This window comes from Streptomyces lateritius, from assembly GCF_014649715.1.
Taxonomy (GTDB): domain Bacteria; phylum Actinomycetota; class Actinomycetes; order Streptomycetales; family Streptomycetaceae; genus Streptomyces; species Streptomyces lateritius.
The window spans coordinates 165,930-184,752 of record NZ_BMTO01000013.1 but is presented as its reverse complement, the minus strand read 5'-3'; the positions used below and the strand labels follow the sequence as shown (position 1 = coordinate 184,752).

The following is an 18,823-nucleotide window of genomic DNA, read 5'->3' as shown; positions in this document are numbered from 1 at the left end:
CCGCCGCCTCGTGACGAGGCGGCGGTCCTGTCGTGTGGGGGTTCGGGCCGGCCGGGCTACGCGTCCGCCGCCTCCGGCACGTCCCTGGCGGGCTCCTCCTTCTCGGCGGCCGGCCGACGGATCGCGGCCGCGCCGAGGACGGCGGCGACCAGCCCGATCAGACCGAGCAACGGCCAGACGTTGTGGCCGAGTCGTACGAACAGCAGACCGCCGATGACCGGGCCGACCGCCGTGCCGAGCGCGTGCATGAACTGGAAGCCGCCGATGTAGCGGCTGCGCAGATGCGCCGGGCCGGCCGTCGCCGGGTAGGCGAAGACCGCGGGACCGCCGATGATCTCGCCCAGCGTCCAGACGAGCGTCGCGCCGATGATCACGCCGGCGCCGATCGGCATGCCGTACAGCGCCACACCCAGACCGACCAGACCGAAGGAGAGCCCCACGGTGATCTTGGTCTTCCACTTCTGCGTGACCTTGGCCAGCGGGAGTTCGAACGCGATCACCATGAAGCCGTTCAGGGAGACCGCGGCCGTGTACCAGAACAGGTCGATGCCGTTGGCCTCCACGTCCAGCGGCAGCGTGGAGAGGTACTGCACGTAGATGATCGCGTTGAAGAGCGTGGCGGCCAGGAACAGCATGTACCGGCGGTCGGCGAGCATCGCCCGGTAGCTGCCCGCCGGCCCTTCCGCGTCCGCGGCGGCCTCCTCGGGACCGGGCGCGGACCGCCGTGGCAGGGCGGCGGCCGCCACGAACGTGTAGACGAGAGCGATGACCGCCTCGCCCCAGAACACCAGGCTGTAGCTCTCACCGCCCAGGTGGTAGAGCCCGAGGCCCACCAGCGGCGCCGCCATGGCGCCCACGTTCAGACCGAAGCGGTACATGCCGAAGATCATGACCTGGCTGCTCTCCGAGGTCAGTTCGGAGAGCAGCGAGGCCGCGGCCGGGCGGTACAGCTGGGCCATCAGGCTGGCCAGCGCGACCGCGACCAGCAGGGCCGGGTAGTTGGGCAGGTAGAGCAGCGAGGCGGTGAGCGCGGCGGTCGCGCCCATGCCAAGCACCGTGGCGTTGCGGGCACCGAGCCGGTCGGCGAGGGTGCCGCCGAGCAGCACCCCCGCCACGCCGCCCGCGCCGTAGGCGCCGAGCGCGTACGACGCCTCTTCCTCCGAGTACCCGCGGAAGGACAGGTAGAGCACGATGAAGATGTTGAGGAATCCGCCGAGCCGGCTCAGTAGGACGCCGACGAGGAGGGTCTTCACCGCGACCGACGAGTCCCGGAACGTGGCCCAGATCCGCGCGCTCTTGTCCGCGTCCTCTTCCCGCGTCTCCTCAGTTGCTGCCATGCCTGTTCACTCTTCTCTCTCACTGGGGGTGTCGTCGGGGGTGTCGTCCTGGCCCGTCCGTACGACGAGGGTGGACTCGGCGGCGTCCAGGGCCGCCCTGCATGCGTCGGTGGTGCTCCCCGTGGCGATGGCGAAGGCGATCCGTCCCCAGACCGTGCCCTTGGGCGGCGGGGAGACCACGGCACCGGGCCGCGCCACCGGTACCAGGCGCTCGACGCCGCGGGGCAGGTCCGTCTCCCGGAACGAGACCGACTCGATGCGGGTGTCGTCGCGGTCGACGTAGAAGAAGCGGATGCCGGCGACCTGGTGCCGTGACGGGGTGATCTCGGGCGTCAGTCCGCACGCGGCCCGGCCGGCGGCCAGACCGGGGTCGACGCCGGTGGCAAGCATGCCCAGGTACGGGATCATGTCGCCCCCCAGCCGCCCGTTGACCTCGATGAGGCGCGGTCCCGCGGCGGTCAGCATGAACTCGCTGTGCGTCCAGCCGTCGCGGAAGCCGAGTGCGGTGTGGGTGTCCTGCAGGGCGTCGAGCAGCTCCGGGTCGGAGAGGAGGGGATCGCCCGCGTCGACGTAGTGGCCGATCTCCTCGGCGTACGGCAGGTAGCCGACGACCTTGCGGCCGATGAACAGCGGTACGACCTTGCCGTCCTGGACGACCGCGTCGACGCTGATCTCCTCGCCGGTCACCCACTCCTCGACGAGGACGGGCTGGTCGGTGCTGTAGAGGAGCGGCTCGGGGTCGGGGCCCTTCATGCCGGCGGTGAAGGGGAACCTCTCCCGCAGCTGGCCCGCGTCGTCGACGCGTACGACGCCGAGGCTGGCGCCGAGGCCGCGCGGTTTGAGGATCGCCGGGTAGCCGACCTGGTCGGCGGCGGCCAGGGCCTCGTCGAGCGACTTGACCGGTACGGAGCGGGGCTGGGCGACCCCCGCGGCGTCGAGGGCGGCGCGGGTCTGGCCCTTGTCGCGCAGGCGCCAGATCACCGCCGGGTCGCCGTTGCGCAGCCCGAGCGCCTCGGCCGTGTAGGAGGCGGCGTGGATACGGCCCTCGTCCCAGCAGAGCACACCGGAGACGGGCTCCCGTTCGTGCAGTTCCCGCGCGGCCCGGGCCATCTCGGGGCCGTCCAGGGTGCTGGGGAGCACCGTCCAGCCGGAGATGAACTCCTTCTCCCACGAGGGCTCGTCCACATGGAAGAGGTGCACGCGGAACTCGGTGGAGAGGGAGCGCAGCAGATACTCGCGGTAGGTCCGCATACCCGTCGCTATCAGGAGCAGGAGCGGCGGCTGCTCCGTCGTCGAGTGCACCTGTGTCATGTTGCCTTTCCTTTCGGCGAGTCGATGTCCGAGGACGGAAATTCGGCGGTGGTGCGTCAGGAATTCGACTCCACGGGCCGGCTGCCGCTCACGCTGCCCAGCAGCACCCGTTCCCGCTCGCGTTCCTCCTCGGTGACGGGCATCCGGCGCACCGCGAACCGCAGGGTCGGGGCGGCCATGAGGGAGGTGACGATCGCCACCAGGATGACGATCGTGTACATCTCGGTGGTCAGGACGCCCAGGCGCAGGCCGACCATGGCGATGATCACCTCGATCACCCCGCGGGCGTTCAGCCCGGCACCCAGCGCCAGGCCTTCCCAGTGGCTGAGCCGGCCGGCCCTCGCCCCGGTGTACGCCCCGACGAACTTGCCGACGATGGCGACGAGCAGGACGACGAGGGCCGCGCCGAGGACCGCGGGGCGGGCCAGGGCGGTGAGGTCCATCCGCAGTCCGGCGGTGGCGAAGAACAGCGGGGCCAGGACGCCGATGGAGAAGACCCGGAGCGGAGCGAGGCGCTCGCGGTCCATCTCCCCGGAGGAACCGATGAGGATGCCCACCAGGAACGCTCCGAGGATCGCCTCCATGCCCAGCGCGTGGCTGGCCGCGGCTCCCAGGACGATCAGCACGGTGCACAGGGCGACGCTCGTGTCCCGGTCGGAGGACCGGGAGGCCCAGCGCAGGAGTCGGCGGACGAGCGGCCTGGCGACGAACCAGGCGGCGGCCACGAGGGCGACGAGCGCCACCAGCGTCAGGGCGATGTCCCCGCCCCGTACGCCGGTGGTCGCCATCGCCGAGACCACCGAGAGCAGCATCCAGCCGGCGATGTCGTCCACGACGGACGCGGTGACGGTGAGCTGTCCGATGTCGCGGTGCAGCAGGCCCATGTCGAGCAGCGTCTTGGCGATCACGGGAATCGCGCTGACGCACAGCGCGACGCCCGTGAAGAGGGCGAAGACGGTACGGTCGCCGCCCTCGGTGAGCAGGGTGGCCGGGAGCGCGAACGCGATGGCGACGCCCCCGGCGAAGGGCACCACGAGGCCGCCCGCGCTGACGAGGGCGGCCGCCCTTCCCTTGCTCCGTGCCAGGTTGAGATCGATGTGCATCCCGGTGATGCCCACGAGCAGCAGCACGCCGATCTGCCCCACCGCGTCGAGGAGGTGCATCTGGGCGGCCTGCTGCGGCAGCAGCCAGGCCGAGAAGGCGGGGGCCACGTGGGTGAGCAGGGACGGCCCCAGGATCACGCCCGCCGACAGCTCGCCGACGACGGAGGGCATCCCCAGGTGCCGGGCCAGCCGCCCCAGCAGCAGGGCCGCGCCCAGCAGAACGCCCACCTGCAGCAGGAACACCAGGAGCGAGTGGGCGCCCACGGGAGCGATCGGAGAAGCGGACAGGTACATGCTCAATCGTCCTCGAGGTAGTACCACTTCTCGGGATTGATCATCCCGAAGGGGTTGACGGGCCCGAACCCCCCGAGGTCGTTGGAGACTTCGAAGAGCCGGATGGGGAAGTTCGGCGTGAAGATGACCGGTACCTGCTCGGCGATGTAGTCCTGGTACGCGTAGAGCGCGTCCAGGTCGTCGGAGGTGACGGACGCCTCGATCAGCTCGTCGGCCCTGGGGTCGCTGTAGTGGCCGAAGTTGCCGCCCGCGTCGGTACGGAAGAGGATCTCGCCGCTGGGGTAGTGGTACGCCCAGCCGCCGTTCCAGCACGTCAGCTCCCACAGGCACGGGGAGTCGGGACCGGGGACGCAGGGCGCGTCCTCGGCGACGAGCACGGAGCCGTAGACCTCCTCCATGCGCAGCTCGATGCCGGCGGCGGCGGCGTCCTTGCGGTACTTCTCCATCAGCGTGGTCAGCGCCGGCCGCCCCTCGACATAGCGCAGCGAGAGGCTCAGCCGGGTGCCCGCGGGGATGCCCTCACCGGCCTGGCCGGGACCGGTGCCCGGGTTCACGCAGACCGCCGGGGTGGTGCTGGTGTCCCACCCGTTGGCCTCCAGCAGCTGTTTGGCCCGCTCGACGTCGAACGGGAGGGGCCAGGCGCCCTCCCGCTGGCGCGGGGAGACCAGGTCGGTCTCCGGGACCATGGGCACGGGCCCGTTCTGCCGGTAGGCGTACCCCTGGTAGATGTCGCGGACGGCGCCGTCCTGGTCGAGGGTGCTCTGCAGCGCCTGCCGGAAGTACGTCTGCTTGAAGATCTTCCCGGCCACCGTCGGGTTGTTGTAGTTGAGGCAGAAGTAGCGGATGCAGAAGGCGGCCTGCGGGACCAGGGTGTAGTGGTCGCCGAGCGGGTTGGCGCCGCCCACGGTCGGGTCGGTGGTCGGCTCCGAGGCGAAGCTCAGCGGCAGATAGCCGACCTGGACGGCACCTTCTCCGCGCGGTCCGGCCTTGAGCATCTCGTACTCTTCGTCGTCCGAGAACGTCGGCACCTGGCGGAATTCGTCCAGATAGGGCTTGTCGGGCCCGGAGTAGTGCTCGTTGGGCACGAAGGTGACGAGGCCCTCGAGGGTGTAGCTCTTCAGCCGCCACGGTCCGCTGACCACGCTCCACACCGGGCTGTCGGCCCAGCGGGTGCGGTGCTCGTTGGTCTCGTCGATGATGTCGCCCTGCTCCGCCATCAGGTAGTCGTAGACGGCCGGCACGTCGGCCACCCCGCCGGAGGCGTCGGCCGGGCCGTCCGCGGTGCGGTCCCAGGCCTTGGGGAGCGGGGTGATGGTGCTGAGCTGGTTCATCAGCACCCACTTCTTCGAGTAGGCCTTGTCGAAGGTGAAGTAGACGGTGTCCTCGGCGAGCTTGCCGTACGAGGTGAGGTTGTCCGGGAAGTATCCGGGCACGTACTCGCCGTACCGGTCGCCCTTGACCTTCATCAGGTTGACCCAGAACAGCACGTTGTCCGCGCACAGGGTCTCGCCGTTGGACCACTTCCAGGGCTTGATCCTCAGGGTGACGGTCCGGCCGTCCTCGCTCCACTCCGGCGGCTCACCGATGGACTGGTCGTAGTCGACGTCCGGGGTGCCGCGGCTGCCGAAGTAGTACAGGGGCCGGTACATCAGCATCTGGAACTCGTAGATGTTGCGGGTGCCCATCCGCTCGGCCGGGGTGAACGGGAAGATCACCGCGGGCGGGAACCCGGGCGCGCAGGCCCAGGTCACCGTGCCGCCCTTCTTCGGCTTCCTCGACTCCTCCGACATGGCTTCCTCCTTCTCCTGGCCGGTCACCGGGGCGCTCACCTGATCTCCCTGAGGTACGAGACGCCCACGGCGGCGTGGCCGCCGTAGCGCTCCCACTCCTCGCGCAGGTCGACACCGCCGTCCTCGCGGAGCTCGGGCTCGCTGTGGCAGCGCCCGCACACGATCTCGCCGTCCTCCAGGACCATGGAGTAGGCGAAGTCGAGGGTGCCGTCGGGGGCGCAGACGCCCGCCAGGGTGCCGTGCCGGGCACGGCCGCCCGAGAACGTGCCCCAGAGCAGGTCGCCCTCCTGCCGGTAGACCGCGGTACGGCCCTCGGCCTCCGGTTCGGCGGGGCGGAATCGCCGCCCGTCGTAATTGATCACGCCGATGCCCCCGGAACCCGGTCGCGTATCTCGAGCGTGCAGCACTTGGAGCTGCCGCCGGACTTGAGCAGCTCGGACAGGTCCACGCCGATCGGCACGAAGCCGCGGCTCCACAGGGCGTCGATGAGGTGGCTGGCCTGCTCGGGCAGGAGGACGTGCCGGCCGTCGGAGACGGCGTTGAGCCCGAAGACCGCGGCGTCCTCCTCGGTGGCGAGGATCGCGTCCGGGTACAGCTCGCGCAGCGTCCGGCGGCTCTCGGCGCTGAACGCCCCCGGGTAGTACATGACCTCCTCGTGGTCGAGGACGGCGAGCGCGGTGTCCAGGTGGTAGAAGCGCGGGTCGATCAGGTCGAGCGTGACCACCGGGCGACCGAGGAAGCGCTCCGCCTCGGCGTGCGAGCGACGGTCGGTGCGGAAGCCGGTGCCGGCCAGGATCCGGTCGCCGGTGACGAGGTAGTCGCCCTCGCCCTCGTTGATGTGGGCCCCGTCGAACACCTCGTAGCCGCGGTCGCGGAACCAGGTGGCGTAGGCCGGGCCTTCGTCGACTCGCTGGGCGTGACGGAAGCGGGAGGCGAGGACCTTGCCGTCCACGACGGTGGCGCCGTTGGCGGCGAAGACCATGTCCGGCAGGCCGGGGATCGGGTCGATGAGCTCGACCTGGTGGCCGAGGCCGAGGTAGAGACTGCGCAGTCGTTCCCACTGGGCGACGGCCAGCTCCGTGTCGGTGGGCTTCTCCGGCTCCATCCAGGGGTTGATGGAGTAGACGACGTCGAAGTGGACCGGTGCGCACATCAGATAGCGCCGGGGCCGTACGGTGCGGACCGGGCGGTCGCCCGTGGTCGCGGCGGCCTGGCGTGCGGGGATGTCCTGCTGCACTGTCGGTTCTCCTTGGGAAGGTGTGAAGAGGGTCGTTCAGGAGGGCGTGGACGTTCAGGAGGCGTGGACGGGCTCGGGCCCGGGCGCGACCCCGGGTGCGAACGTCACCCGGATCTTGGAGGCGAAGTCGTTCATCGTCCGGAAGGCCTCCTCCTGCGAGGCGCCGGTCGTGCCGAGGAAGCCGAGGATGGTGTTGCCGTGCGGGGGGCGGCGGATGACGTCGCCGGGCCGCGCCGTGATCTTCAGCAGGAAGACCTTGTCCGACTCGCTGACCTCGGCCGGCACCTCGACGTGCTCGACCACGCCGGCCTCGCTGATCAGGCACATCGCGGTGATGTGGACACCGGTCGGCCGGAAGTGCCGTACGTCGGGGCGGACACCGCGGCCGATGTCGACCACCGCCTTGATCGGGTCGTGGTCGGCGGTCTTGCGGGCGATGAGGTCGAGGCCGCCGCCGCCGACGCGGGCGGCGATCTCCAGCAGGTACGGCTCGCCCTCGTGGAACCTGACCTCGGCGTGCATCACGCTGCGCCGCAGACCCTGGGCGTGCGCCCCGGCCTTGACGGCCGCGCGCACCTTGGCGAGGTCCTCGTCGCCGAGCGAGGTGGGCGCGTGGTGGACGTCGTCGTCGAAGGTGCCGCCCTCGGCGGTGATCCGGTCCACGACCGATCCGAGGTAGACCTCGTCGTCCCAGACGACCGCTTCCATCAGGTACTCGCGGCCGGACAGGAAGGACTCGACCAGCAGCCCGTTGGGGCCCAGATCGACGCCGTCCGCCTCGGAGTTGACCCAGAAGAGGTCGCTGATCCCCTCGGCCGCCTCGGCGTAGTGCTCGGCCATCTCCGCCGGGTTGTCGACGCGGAAGACGAAGTGGCTCCCCGCTCCGAGGGTGGGCTTGAGGATGACCGGATAACCGAAGTCGGCGGCGGCCGTGAGCGCGTCGTCGAGGGTCCGGGCCAGCCGGAAGGACGGGATCGGGGCGCCCGCCCGCTCGTACGCCCGCCGCATCAGGTACTTGTTGCGGCTGCACACCGCGGCCGGGACGCCGATGCCGGGCAGCCCGAGCGCCTCGGCGACCGCCGCGACCGTGATGACCGAGGACTCGGAGAAGGTGATCACGCCGTCGAAGTGCTCCTGGGCGTGCCACTCCCGGGCCACGGCGATGATGTCGTCGATCTTCTTCGAGCCCGCCAGGCGGTAGCGGTCGGCCGGCCAGAAGTCCTCCGTGCCTTCTCCGTTGAGCACGAAGAGCTCCGCGCCCAGCTCCTCCACCTGCTGATAGCGGCCGTGGTAGTAGGTCAGGTACTGCACCGTCTCGATCGTGAGCAGTTTCATGACGCCTCGGTCCTCCTCAGGCTCGGCAGGGTCGGCAGGGCGAACGGGGCGATCTCCTCGGGCTGGGCCGTGTTCAGGGCCAGGTCCACACCGGCCCGCTCGGCCGCCGCCGCGGTGTCGATGAGCAGGGGCGCGGCCGAGGCCAGCAGGGCCCGTACCTCGAGGAGCAGGTCGCCGGGGAGGATCGCGGTGTCGCCGCCGGCCACGGAACGGGCCAGTGAGGTCAGCCGGTCGAGGGCGCCGGCGACGCTCTCGGCGACGCGGCCCAGGCTGAAGGCCTCCAGCTCGTAGCCGAGCCGGAAGCGCTCGACGATCCCGGCGGCCCGGGTCCTGCCCTGGGCCGAGGTGGGCAGCGGAGTGCCCGTCCCGGCCGGTACGGCGAGGGCCAGGGCCTCGGCGAGCCGGTTCCACGGGTCGATGAGGCGCCGGGTCGCCACCTCGGACAGCGCGGCGGCGCTGAAGTTGGTCCGCTGATACTCCGGCGCGGTGAGCGCGAGATAGAACCGGACCACGTCGCGCGGCACGTCCGCCAGCAGGTCCGCCGACCAGATCAGGTGGTTGCGGCTGGTGGAGAACTTCTCGCCGTCCAGGTCGTAGAACTCGTTGCTGATGTTGGTCTCCGGCAGGGCGTAGCGGTCGCCGTGCGCCATCAGCAGCACCAGGTCCATCAGGCCCCAGTGGTAGACGTTGTCGTACCCGTGGAAGTAGACGATCTCCGGGTCGCGCTCGGCGCGCCAGTGCTCGTCGACCGTGTCCGTGCGCTCTCCGCGCCGGGCTGCCGACCACCAGGTGCTGTACATGACGGCCGGCATGGCCTCGACCCAGGGGTAGAGGATCTGTCCTGGTGTCTCCGGGAACGGCGCGGGGATGCCCCACTCGCCGGGGACGGTGACGGGGATGTCCGGCAGGGGACGCGCCAGGAGCTCGCGGATGAGCTGGGCGGCGTGCGGCCGCCAGCGCGCGGAGCGTTCGGCGAAGTACGCGGTCAGCCGCTCCCGGTACTCCTCCATCGGCAGGACGAGGTGGGTGACCTCGCGGGTCGACACCGGGGAGTCCGGGTCCAGTACCGAGCGCGGGTCGAGGAGCTCGTCCGCGTTGTTGGGGTGTCCGCAGCCCTCGCAGACGCCGCCGCTGCTGCCGGTCAGGCAGACCGGGCAGGTGCCGGTCATGAGGCCGTCGTACAGGTACATGCCCGGCTTCTCGGCGTACGGCATCCGTACGGTGCGCTCCTGGAGGCGTCCGGCCTTGTACAGGTCGGTGAAGAACTCCAGCACGGTGGCGCGGTACCGGTCGTCGATCGGCGGGAGCCCCTCCATGGACAGGCCCATGGCGGTGACGGTCCGCTCGATCTGCTCGGTCGACCTGGCGCACAGCTCCTCGGCCGGGACGCCGAGACGGCGGGCCGTGGTGGTCACGTAGGTCTGGCTGTCGTCCGTGCAGGTCGTGTAGATCACCGGCCGGCCGTTGGCCGCGAGATAGCGGCTGTAGACGTCTCCGGCGAGGTACGGGCCCGCCATGTGCCCGACGTGCAGGTCACCGTTGGGGGTGGGGGTCGCGGCGACGACGACGGCGGGGCGCCCCGTCCGACCGCTCACGCCGTCTCCTCCTTGTGGCGGGCGGTGAACCGCTCGGCCAGCTCGGCGTCCCACCACACGGCGTACATCTGGAACTCGGCGTCGCCGTCGTTGACGACCTGGTGGCGGGTGCCCGGCTGGAAGTGGACGACGTCGCCGGCGGTGAACGGCACCCGCTTGCCCTCGCTGATGATCTCGGCCTCGCCGGTCATGGCGACCCAGATCTCGTACTCGTGGTGGCCGTGCGGGCCGGACTGCGCGCCGGGCGGGACGACGCACCAGGAGCCTTCGAAGGGCGCGTTCAGGGCCGGCCAGGGGAACAGGCGCTGGGCGCGCAGTCCGTTGTCCGGCTTGAGGTTGTCGCGGTCGAGCTCATGGATTTCCAACGTTCTCTCCTCCACGGGTGGGGTGGGGCGGGCCGGTCGGCCGCCCCGTGTCACAGGGCGTTGGCGAGAAGTGCTCCGCCGGACGACGAGGCGCCCTGGCGTGCCAGCAGGTCGGACACGATGTCCTGGGCGCGCATGGCGAGCACGCTCAGCAGGGAGTCGGCGATGCCGTGGGTGGCCTCGTTGACGCCCTGGAGGTAGCAGTTGGCGGTGTACGACTGCGGCAGCCGCATGCGGTAGTTGCGGTCGACGGTGGCCTCGCCCACGCCGGCCTTCTCGGCCAGCCGCTTCACCAGGGCGGGCATCTCGGGGACGAATCCGGTGCCGAGCAGGACGATGTCGCAGCGCAGCTCGTCGGAGCGGCCGGTCTTGCGGTCGACGGTGTCGATGACGACGTCGTCGCCGTCCATGCGGGCGCCGGTGATGTCCGTCATCGTGATCATCCGGAGTCGTTCGGTGCCCTGCAGGCGCTCCTGGTACATCTCGCGGTAGAGGGTCTCCAGCATGCTGGGGGCCAGGCCCGCGTAGTTGGTGACGTGCATCTCGCGGAGCATCTGGCGGCGGGCGTCGGCCGACGCCGCGTGGAACTCCTCGATGAAGGACGGGTAGAACAGCTCGTTGGTGAACTTGCTGGACTGGTAGGCGTTCAGTCCGATCGAGCGCATCAGCATCGTGCACTGCGCCGCGGGGAAGCGCTGGTACGTCGCCCAGAGAAGCTCGGCCGCGCTCTGCGCACCGCCGACGACGACGACTCGCTGGACGGCGGCCGGGTCGAGCCGGTCGACCCGCTCGGAGTACCGGGTGCTGTGGATGACGCGTTCCTGCGGCAGCGCGGTGAACTCCGCGGGGATGTGCGCGTCCCGGCCCGCGCCGACGGCCAGGTTCCGGGCGGAGATGAGCCCGCCGTCCTCGGTGCGCACGAGCCAACGGGAGACCTCGCCGTTCTCGACCGGTCCCGGCTCGATGGACAGGCACCGGCGGCCGTACTCGACCCGTACGTCACGCAGGGAGGAGGCCACCCACTGGAGGTATCCGGAGATCTCCGAGCGGTACGGCGTGAACGTGCCGAGGTTGATGAAATCGTCGAGCCGGCCGATCGAGTGGAGGTAGTTCACGAAGGAGTACTCGCTGCGCGGATTGCGCAGCGTCACCAGGTCCTTGAGGAAGGAGACCTGGCTCTGGGTCCACGGCAGCAGCATGCCGCGCTGCCACACGATGTCCTCGTGCTGCTCGATGATCAGGGTGCCGGCGGCGAGCTCCTTGGGCGCCAGCTCCTCCATGGCGATGCCCAGCGCGAGGTTGGCCGGTCCGGCTCCGATGGCCAGCAGTTCGACTTCCTGGGGCTGCACGATGTCCTCCCTGGTGGGTGAATGCGGTGGGGTCGTCTCACGCATGACGTGAGGCACCGGCCCGGAGCTTCTCCACGAGCGCCGCCATCTGCTCGACCGTGTGAGCGGCGTGGAAGGACCGCAGATCCAGATCGACGGCGAAAGTCGCCTCGAGCCGCACAAGGGCTTCGATGGAATTCATGCTGTCCCAGCCGAGGGCTGCGAGCGCCGTGTCCTTTTCGATGTCGGCGGGGTCGGTGCCGAGTACATCGGCGATGATTCCGGTCACTGTCTCCTCCACCGAATCCGGCTCACTCATCCGAGAATCCACTCCTTTTGTTCAGTGCTATCCATTCCGGCGTGACCGCGGCGGCGGTCGCCGGGGCGACGGTGAAGTCGGTGGGCGCCGATTCGGCGGAATCCCCGTCAGGGGAGCCGACCGGGGCGAATCCGGCGTCGGTCCAGAAGCTCGCGGCGACGCTGTTCTTTGGCGAGCGGACGTACCGGCCCTCGACGGCCGTGGCGCCGGCCTCCCGGGCCTGGCCGGCCAGCCAGCCGATCGCGGCGTTCTCCACGCCGCGGCTCAGGACGCGGCAGCTGAGGACCATGTTGAGGACGCGCCAGACGTCCGGCCGGCGCTCCACCCACAGGGCGCCGACGATGCCCTCGTCCCCGAACCGGTCGGTCACGGAGACGGAGAGCACGAGATGACCGGGGTCCTCGCTCATCCGCCGGGTGGTGGCCTCGTCGTAACGGATCCCGGTCAGGTTGAACTGGTTGGTGCGGGCGGCGAGCTGTGCGATCCTGCCGATCGTGAACTCGTTCGCGGGGGCGATCTCGACGCTGAGCTCCAGCGCCCGCAGGAACTCCTCCGACGATCCGAAGCCGGCCGAGAAGTCGCCGCGCTGCGCGCGCTTGCGGTACAGCTCGGGGCGTTTGCGGTCCGTGTCGGTGAGTTCCATGACGTCGAACCAGCCCTGCCGCAGCAGCGCGTCCACCAGGTGGGCGGGGTCGCCGGCGGCGGAGACGACGGCCACCTCGGGCAGCTCGTCGCCGACCTGCCCGCGCTCGAAGTCGGAGTCGTCCATGAAGACGAAGGACTCGGTCGACAGGGACAGCGCCTCGGATGCCTGTCGCAGGTTCCCGGCCTTGGCGGACCAGTTGACCACTCGGGCCGAGAAGGCGTCGGGGCGCAGGACCATGTCCGGGTGGTCGGTGAGGGCCCGCTCCACGGCGTCCGCGTCGTTCTTGCTGGCCAGGACCAGGATGACGCCCTGTTCGCGGAGCCGGTGCACGGTGCGCTGGAGCTCCAGGTAGCAGTTGCCCGGGTAGAGCCCGCCGAGCTGGACGCCCTGGGCGCCGACCTCGCCGAGGACGCCGCCCCACAGGGTGTTGTCCAGGTCGAGGGCGAGCACCTTGCGGGAGAGGCCCAGTTGGGCCTGGGCGACGCGCCGGACGAGCCGGGCGAGGAGCAGCAGGGCTCCGTCGGTGTGCGGCATGTCGCCGTACCGGTGCAGGCGGGCGTCCCGGGCGGGGACGGCGGCCTCGGCCAGCTCACCGACCAGGTCGACGGCGACCACCTGGGCGTGCTCCTCGGCGAGGCCGAGCAGCGCCGCGTTCACCCGGTACCACATCCGGCCCACCCTGGCCCGGGCCCCGAGGCTGATGACACCGTCCCTGACCTGCGCGGGAAGGGGAACGGTGTGGACGACGACGGTGGCGGCCGTGTGCTCCAGGCAGGCGGCGAGCTGGGCCCGGAACTCGTCCAGGCGGGCCTCGACGTGCTTCTCCAGGGCGTCCGGATCGCCGGCGTGCCAGTCGCCCGGCAGGAAGTACCCGGCGTCCATCAGCAGGGAGACCAGTTGAGGGTCGCCCTCGGGGGCGAGCCGGCCGGTCGCCAGGGCCATCCCGAAGGTGCCGTAGTCGGCGGCCCGCAGGGTGGGCAGGAAGCCGGCGCCCACCAGTTGGGCTCGCAGCAGCGGCTCGTACGATCCGATGGTGCACGTGGCCAGGAGGGCCACCTCGACCTGGCGGGGCTGGTCCCCGTCGACGGTCAGCTGCTTGAGGGCCTTGCCCGCCTGCCGGGCGAGGGCCGTGTCGTCGCTCTCCAGGAGCGCCCGGCGCAGGGGCGGGTCGGGCATGCGGTGTTCCCGCACGGCCGCGCGCAGCGCGGCGAGCGGGGTCTCGCTCTCACTCACGGTGAAATTGCCTTCCTTCGGGTCGGATCAGGCCCGGACGAGGGAGCAGTACCAGCGCATTCCGATGGAGATCCCGGTCAGCGCGACGAGGTCCCCCGGGGCGACCGTGCCCTGCTCGATCAGCCGGCCGAGGGCGGTGAGCTGGTCCGCGGAGCCCATGTGGCCGTGGGCCTTGGCGATGTCGTAGCTGGTCCGCTCCAGCGGGATGCCCAGCGGCTGAGCGAGGTCGGTGATGCCGTCGGGGTCGTTGATGTAGATCAGGTGCGTGACGTCGTCGCGGCTGACGCCGGCGCGCTTGCAGGCACCGTCGAGGGCGTCGAAGACGCGGGTGACGGCCTGCTGCCCGAATTCCCGCAGGCGCTTGGGGTCTCGCTGGAAGTGCTCCTGGACCTGGATGTGGCCGGCGGGGGCGGTCTTGCTGGACCAGCCCTCCGGGGGCAGCGGGGTGACGGCGCCGCCGTAGTCCGTACGGAACCAGTCGCACAGGTCGGTGACGGTGAACTGCTCGGTGGCCAGCCAGGTGTTGCGCTCGTGGCCACGCCGCAGGACCGCGGCCACGGCGCCGTCGCTGTGGACCGCGTTGTTGACCGTCATGCGGTTGCGGTGGAATTCGCTCACGCGGTTCACCGCGACGAACAGGACGGTGTTGATCTCCGGCTGTACAGCGAGGAGGCCGGCCACGATGCCGAGTCCGGTGACGCCCGAGGCGCAGCCCTCGTTCAGCAGCAGCGTCTGCCGGTTCTCCATCTTCAGGGCGCGGCCCAGCGCGGCCGAGCCGTCCCAGTGCGGGTACTCCGGGTGTTCGGAGGTGGCCAGCACCAGGAGGTCGACGTCGTCGGCGGCCACGCCCGTGCGGGCCAGCGCGTCCTGGGCGGCGCGGGCTGCCAGGTCGGTCGCGGTGACGTCGTCGGGGGCCCGGTGGAAGGTGTGGTAACCCCACCTCACGATGCGCTCCGGATCCGGAACATACTGTCCGGCGACTTCCGCGACGTTCTGGTCCACGCCGAACGCGTAACCGAAACCAGTAATCCCGAATTCAGCGGGAAGTTGCGCCATTACTGCCTCTCTCTCACCGCGATTTCTGGGGGCGTCAGGAATCCTGGCCGCTTTCGATTCACAAATCAACAGCGTGCGGAGCCGGCGGGGTTGAACACGTAATCCGAAGTCGAACACGAGCAAAAAAAAGAGTGCCCACCGGGAATTGACCCGGTGGGCACTCTTGTGTGGTGCGTTTTCCGTCAGGTGGACGTCAGGAGAGTCGCGGCCGCTGTTCTGCTCGCGGAGAGGACGGTCTTGGCCGCTCCCCCGCTCCCTCCGGTGAAGGTGTGGAGGCCGGGGCCGACCCGTCTGAGGAGCAGCCCTGGTGTGTCGTGGTAGCAGTCGCAGGCGGCCACGGTACGGCCGGCGGTGAACGGGACCCCGAACACCCGCTCGGCGCACCGCTCGACGCGCTCCGCCAGCGACGCGTCCGGCCTGACCGTGTCCGGGTCGGCGTCCCAGCGGTCCGTCGGTAACCCGAGCAGGAAGGCGCCGTCCCCGTAGGGCCGGCCGTAGAGTCCCGAGCTCTCGTCGACGAAGGAGCCGAGCCCGGCCAGGGACGTCTCGCCGACGCTGTACTGGATCTGCTTGGTGCGCAGCCCTCCCGCCGGCAGTCCGCTGCGGGTGAGCAGCCGCGGTGTCCACGCGCCCGCGGCGAGGACCACGTGGTCGTAGGGGTGTTCGCCGCCGTCCGCGGTCCGCACCGACGGGCCCCGTGTGACGACGTCGACGGGCGTGGCGCGGACGGTCGCTCCGGCCGCGACCGCCTCCCGCAGCGCGGCCGTCCGCAGCCGTTGCGGGGAGATGTGGCCGGCGTGCCGCTCCACCACGGCGACGGCGCCGTCGGGGAGCGTACGGAAGGGGAAGTCCCGCAGGACGCGGTCCCGTCCGATCACCTCGGCCGAACCGGGCAGGTACGCGGCGAGCACGGCGACGGGCCCCTCGGTCTCGGCCCCGTCGGGCAGGACGTACAGCGATCCGGTCTCCCGGTAGCCGGTCCAGTCGCGCAGGACGGCGCTGTCGCGGATCTCGGCGACGCTCTCCGCGGCCGCGCGGCAGGCGTCCGTGCCGGCCTCGAATCCCCGCACGAGGCCGCCGGAGACCCCCGAGGCGTCGCCCTGCCCCGGGGCGCCGGCGGTGAACAGATCGACCCGGGCCGCCGCCGGGGCCGTGACCGCCCGGAGGGCGAGCAGGGCGCCCGCCACTCCCCCTCCCACGATCGCCACCCGCAGCGCGGGCCGCCGCGTCGCGCCCACTACTCCCCCGCCCGCCCGGATCCGAGGAGCGCCCGGGCCGCGACCGCACGGCGGAGGTCGTCGGTGTGGTCGGCGGCCCGGCGGCGCAACGTCACCGGGAGGTCGTCGAGGGCGAGCATCCGCTCCGCGGCCTCGAGGGTCCGGGGCGTGGCCGCGTAGCGCGGGTAGAGGAAGCGCAGCAGCAGGTCGAGGACCAGGTCGCCGCGGAGCCGGGCGGCCCGGGGCATCTCCGTGAAGAACCGGTCGACGTACGGCGCGGTGAGCGCGGCCTGCTCGGGCTGCCAGAACCCTTCGGCCAGCGCCCACAGTTCGTAGTTGGACAGGCCCGGGTCGGAGGTGATCGCCGCCCACGCCGACTCCTTCGCGGCCGGGTCGGGCAGGGCCGCCCGGCACTTGGCCGCGTACTGGTCGGCGGTGGCGCCCGGTGCCGCGTCCCGGGCGGCGGCGATGCCGGCCGCGTCCAGTTCGCCGAGCACGGCCAGCCGGTAGCGGACGCGCCAGCTCAGATCGGTGTCCAGGGCCAGCCCCTCGGGCAGTCCCTTCCCCCCGAGCCAGCGGCGCAGTTCGCCGGCGTCCGCGGTGAAGTCGGTCAGGGCCCGGAAGAGGGTGATCAGCCGTTCGTCGTCCGCGTCGGTGCGGGCCAGCCTGGCCCGCAGGGCGTCGGCGACGCGGGCCGTCGCCGTGGGCCGCGCCCCGGGCTCGAGGAACCGGTCGGCGACGTCGTGGCGGGCCTGTTCGAGGACCTCGGCCAGGATCGACAGCTCGGTCTCCTCGCGGACCATGTCGGTCACGAGCGCGAGATGGTCGGCGGCGGGGAACGTCCCGTCCTGGACCCCGAGCAGCAGCTGGCACCAGACCATCGCGCGGTTCAGGGGGGACAGCCGGGGAAGCACGTCCGGGAGCGCGGCCATCGAGCCGGCCGAGAAACGGATCTTGGCGTAGGTCAGGTCGCCGTCGTTGAGGAGGAGCAGGTCGGGTGCCGGGCGGCCGACCAGTTCCGGCAGTTCGGTGCGGGCTCCGTCGACGCGGACGCGGACGGTGGCGCTGTCGTCGGCGTAGTGGAGACCGACGTCCATGGTGTGCGGGCGGAGCACCGGGTGGGTGTCCGGGGCGCTCTGGAGAACGGCCGCGGCGGTGATGCGCCCGTCGGCGACGGTGATCTCCGGGGTGAGCGTGTTGACGTTGGCCGACTGGAGCCATGCGCGGGCCCAGGCGGTCAGGTCGGTGCCCGCCGCTTCGCCCATCGCGGCGAGGAAGTCGGCGAAGCCGGCGGTGGAGTAGGCGTGCCGGTCGAAGAAGGTGCGCAGTCCGGCGCGCAGGGCGTCGTCGCCCACATGGGCGGCGAGCTGCCGCAGCGCGGAGTGCCCCTTGAAGTAGGAGATCCGGTCCAGGTCCAGCAGCACCGTACGGACGTCGGGGCCCTCAAGGCTGACCGGGTGGGTGGAGGGCCGCTGGTCGGGGACGTAGGCCTGGCCCTTCCTGCGGGCGGCGAAGGTGGTGGGCGGCCCGGTGAACCGGGTGGCCTCGCTGGTGATCCGGTGCGCCATGTAGTCGGCGAGCGACTGGCCGAGCCACAGATCGTCCCACCAGGTGTTGGTCACCAGGCCGGCCAGCCACATCAGCGAGATGCCGTGGGCGAGGACGACGGCCCTGGTCTCCCGCTCGCTGTCGGTGGCCGCCGAGCTGAAGAGGTACTGCTCGCGGAGCAGGACGCAGCCTGGGTGGTCGAGCGAGAGCACGCTGAACTCGGGGACGAAGACCTGGTCGAGCTTGCCGAACGGGTGGCGGACGCCGAAGAGTTCGTTGCACGCGTCCAGGCACTGGGCGGTGATCTCGAAGAGCTCGTCGGCGTCGGCCTTCAGGGAGTCGGCCAGGGAGGCCCGGCAGTGCAGGCCCAGGGGGATGCCGTCGTGCTCGGTACGGAAGGAGGCGTACGGCCCGGCGACGACGGCGGTCAGGTAGCTGGCGAGCGCGGGCGACTCCGTCAGCGTCCAGCGTCCCGGACCCGTGCGGACGGCGTCGCTGTTGCCGAGCACCTGCCAGGTTTCGGGGGTCTGAAGCGCAAACTCGTACGGGGCCTTCAGGTCGGGCTGGTCGAAGCAGGCGAAGACTCGTGGCGCGTTGTCCACGTACACGAAGGAATAAACATAGGTTTCACCGTCGGCCGGATCGACGTAGCGGTGGAGCCCTTCGCACTCATTCGAGTAGCTCATGTCGGCGACGACCACGACCTCGTTCTCGGGTGCGAGACCGGTCAGCGGAAACCTGCCGTCCGACAGATTCTCGGTGGGGAGTCCGCGGCCGTTCAGCGTGATCGAGTGCAGTACTGCCGGGTCGATGTCGAGAAACGTTTCCCCGCCCGGCTCGAGCGTATCGAAAGAAATTTTCGTCGTCGATCGGAAAACCGTCGGTCCGGTCGTCAGATCGAGATCGACGTGATAGCCGCGAACCTTCAGCAAGGAACCGCGTCCACGGGCTTCCTCATGGGTCAGGCTTGGCATTTGCGCGTCCTTTCACGATGGGCCCGGAAAGCGTTGTACAAATGCGGTTTCCCGGTCAAGGGAATCAACGGAGATCCGGGCGGCCGAGAACCTGTCCGGTACCTCGGCCCCACGGCTTCCCCCCGGCGGACCGGC

15 protein-coding genes are annotated in these 18,823 nt (G+C 70.9%); all 15 read right to left on the bottom strand.

The window, feature by feature from the left end:
• Window positions 1-56 precede the first annotated feature (56 nt).
• The gene (locus IE136_RS25525) at window positions 57-1,337 is read right to left on the bottom strand and encodes an MFS transporter (protein WP_158990735.1); all 1,281 of its coding nucleotides are present in this window, start codon (window positions 1,335-1,337) and stop codon (window positions 57-59) included.
• A gap of 6 nt (window positions 1,338-1,343) precedes the next feature.
• Complete coding sequence (locus tag IE136_RS25520) at window positions 1,344-2,648, bottom strand: ATP-grasp domain-containing protein (protein ID WP_229819135.1); 1,305 nt, start codon at window positions 2,646-2,648, stop codon at window positions 1,344-1,346.
• 56 nt (window positions 2,649-2,704) lie between these two features.
• Window positions 2,705-4,045, bottom strand: a complete 1,341-nt coding sequence (locus tag IE136_RS25515; RefSeq protein ID WP_158990733.1) for a cation:proton antiporter — start codon at window positions 4,043-4,045, stop codon at window positions 2,705-2,707.
• A gap of 2 nt (window positions 4,046-4,047) precedes the next feature.
• On the bottom strand, window positions 4,048-5,874 hold the full coding sequence (locus IE136_RS25510; protein ID WP_229819133.1) for an ABC transporter substrate-binding protein: 1,827 nt from the start codon (window positions 5,872-5,874) through the stop codon (window positions 4,048-4,050).
• The gene (locus IE136_RS25505; protein WP_158990731.1) at window positions 5,871-6,197 is read right to left on the bottom strand and encodes an avidin-fold protein; all 327 of its coding nucleotides are present in this window, start codon (window positions 6,195-6,197) and stop codon (window positions 5,871-5,873) included. The genes IE136_RS25510 and IE136_RS25505 overlap by 4 nt, the downstream gene beginning before the upstream one ends.
• Window positions 6,194-7,072: a dimethylargininase gene (ddaH, locus tag IE136_RS25500; protein ID WP_373309133.1), complete on the bottom strand. Its 879-nt coding sequence runs from the start codon at window positions 7,070-7,072 to the stop codon at window positions 6,194-6,196. The genes IE136_RS25505 and ddaH overlap by 4 nt, the downstream gene beginning before the upstream one ends.
• Window positions 7,073-7,126: 54 nt before the next feature.
• Window positions 7,127-8,407, bottom strand: a complete 1,281-nt coding sequence (locus IE136_RS25495; RefSeq protein WP_158990729.1) for an ATP-grasp domain-containing protein — start codon at window positions 8,405-8,407, stop codon at window positions 7,127-7,129.
• Window positions 8,404-10,002 (bottom strand): class I tRNA ligase family protein, encoded by a 1,599-nt coding sequence (locus tag IE136_RS25490; protein WP_158990727.1) that lies wholly within the window; start codon window positions 10,000-10,002, stop codon window positions 8,404-8,406. Before IE136_RS25490 ends, IE136_RS25495 begins: the two co-directional genes overlap by 4 nt.
• Window positions 9,999-10,367: a cupin domain-containing protein gene (locus IE136_RS25485; RefSeq protein ID WP_158990725.1), complete on the bottom strand. Its 369-nt coding sequence runs from the start codon at window positions 10,365-10,367 to the stop codon at window positions 9,999-10,001. Before IE136_RS25485 ends, IE136_RS25490 begins: the two co-directional genes overlap by 4 nt.
• 50 nt (window positions 10,368-10,417) lie before the next feature.
• A complete protein-coding gene (locus tag IE136_RS25480) occupies window positions 10,418-11,716 on the bottom strand; it encodes a lysine N(6)-hydroxylase/L-ornithine N(5)-oxygenase family protein (RefSeq protein ID WP_158990723.1) in 1,299 nt (432 codons plus the stop codon).
• 37 nt (window positions 11,717-11,753) lie between these two features.
• Window positions 11,754-11,984 carry an acyl carrier protein gene (locus tag IE136_RS25475; protein ID WP_158990721.1) on the bottom strand — a complete coding sequence of 77 codons (231 nt, stop codon included), beginning with the start codon at window positions 11,982-11,984 and terminating at the stop codon, window positions 11,754-11,756.
• Window positions 11,985-12,006: 22 nt separating this feature from the next.
• On the bottom strand, window positions 12,007-13,893 hold the full coding sequence (locus IE136_RS25470; protein ID WP_158990719.1) for an HAD-IIIC family phosphatase: 1,887 nt from the start codon (window positions 13,891-13,893) through the stop codon (window positions 12,007-12,009).
• A 27-nt stretch (window positions 13,894-13,920) separates the two neighbouring features.
• Window positions 13,921-14,895, bottom strand: a complete 975-nt coding sequence (locus tag IE136_RS25465; RefSeq protein WP_229819131.1) for a 3-oxoacyl-[acyl-carrier-protein] synthase III C-terminal domain-containing protein — start codon at window positions 14,893-14,895, stop codon at window positions 13,921-13,923.
• A 236-nt stretch (window positions 14,896-15,131) separates the two neighbouring features.
• A complete protein-coding gene (locus tag IE136_RS25460) occupies window positions 15,132-16,187 on the bottom strand; it encodes an NAD(P)/FAD-dependent oxidoreductase (RefSeq protein ID WP_229819129.1) in 1,056 nt (351 codons plus the stop codon).
• Entirely contained in the window at window positions 16,187-18,688 is a 2,502-nt protein-coding gene (pepN, locus tag IE136_RS25455) for an aminopeptidase N (protein WP_189601506.1), read from the bottom strand. Before pepN ends, IE136_RS25460 begins: the two co-directional genes overlap by 1 nt.
• Between the last annotated feature and the right edge of the window lie 135 nt (window positions 18,689-18,823).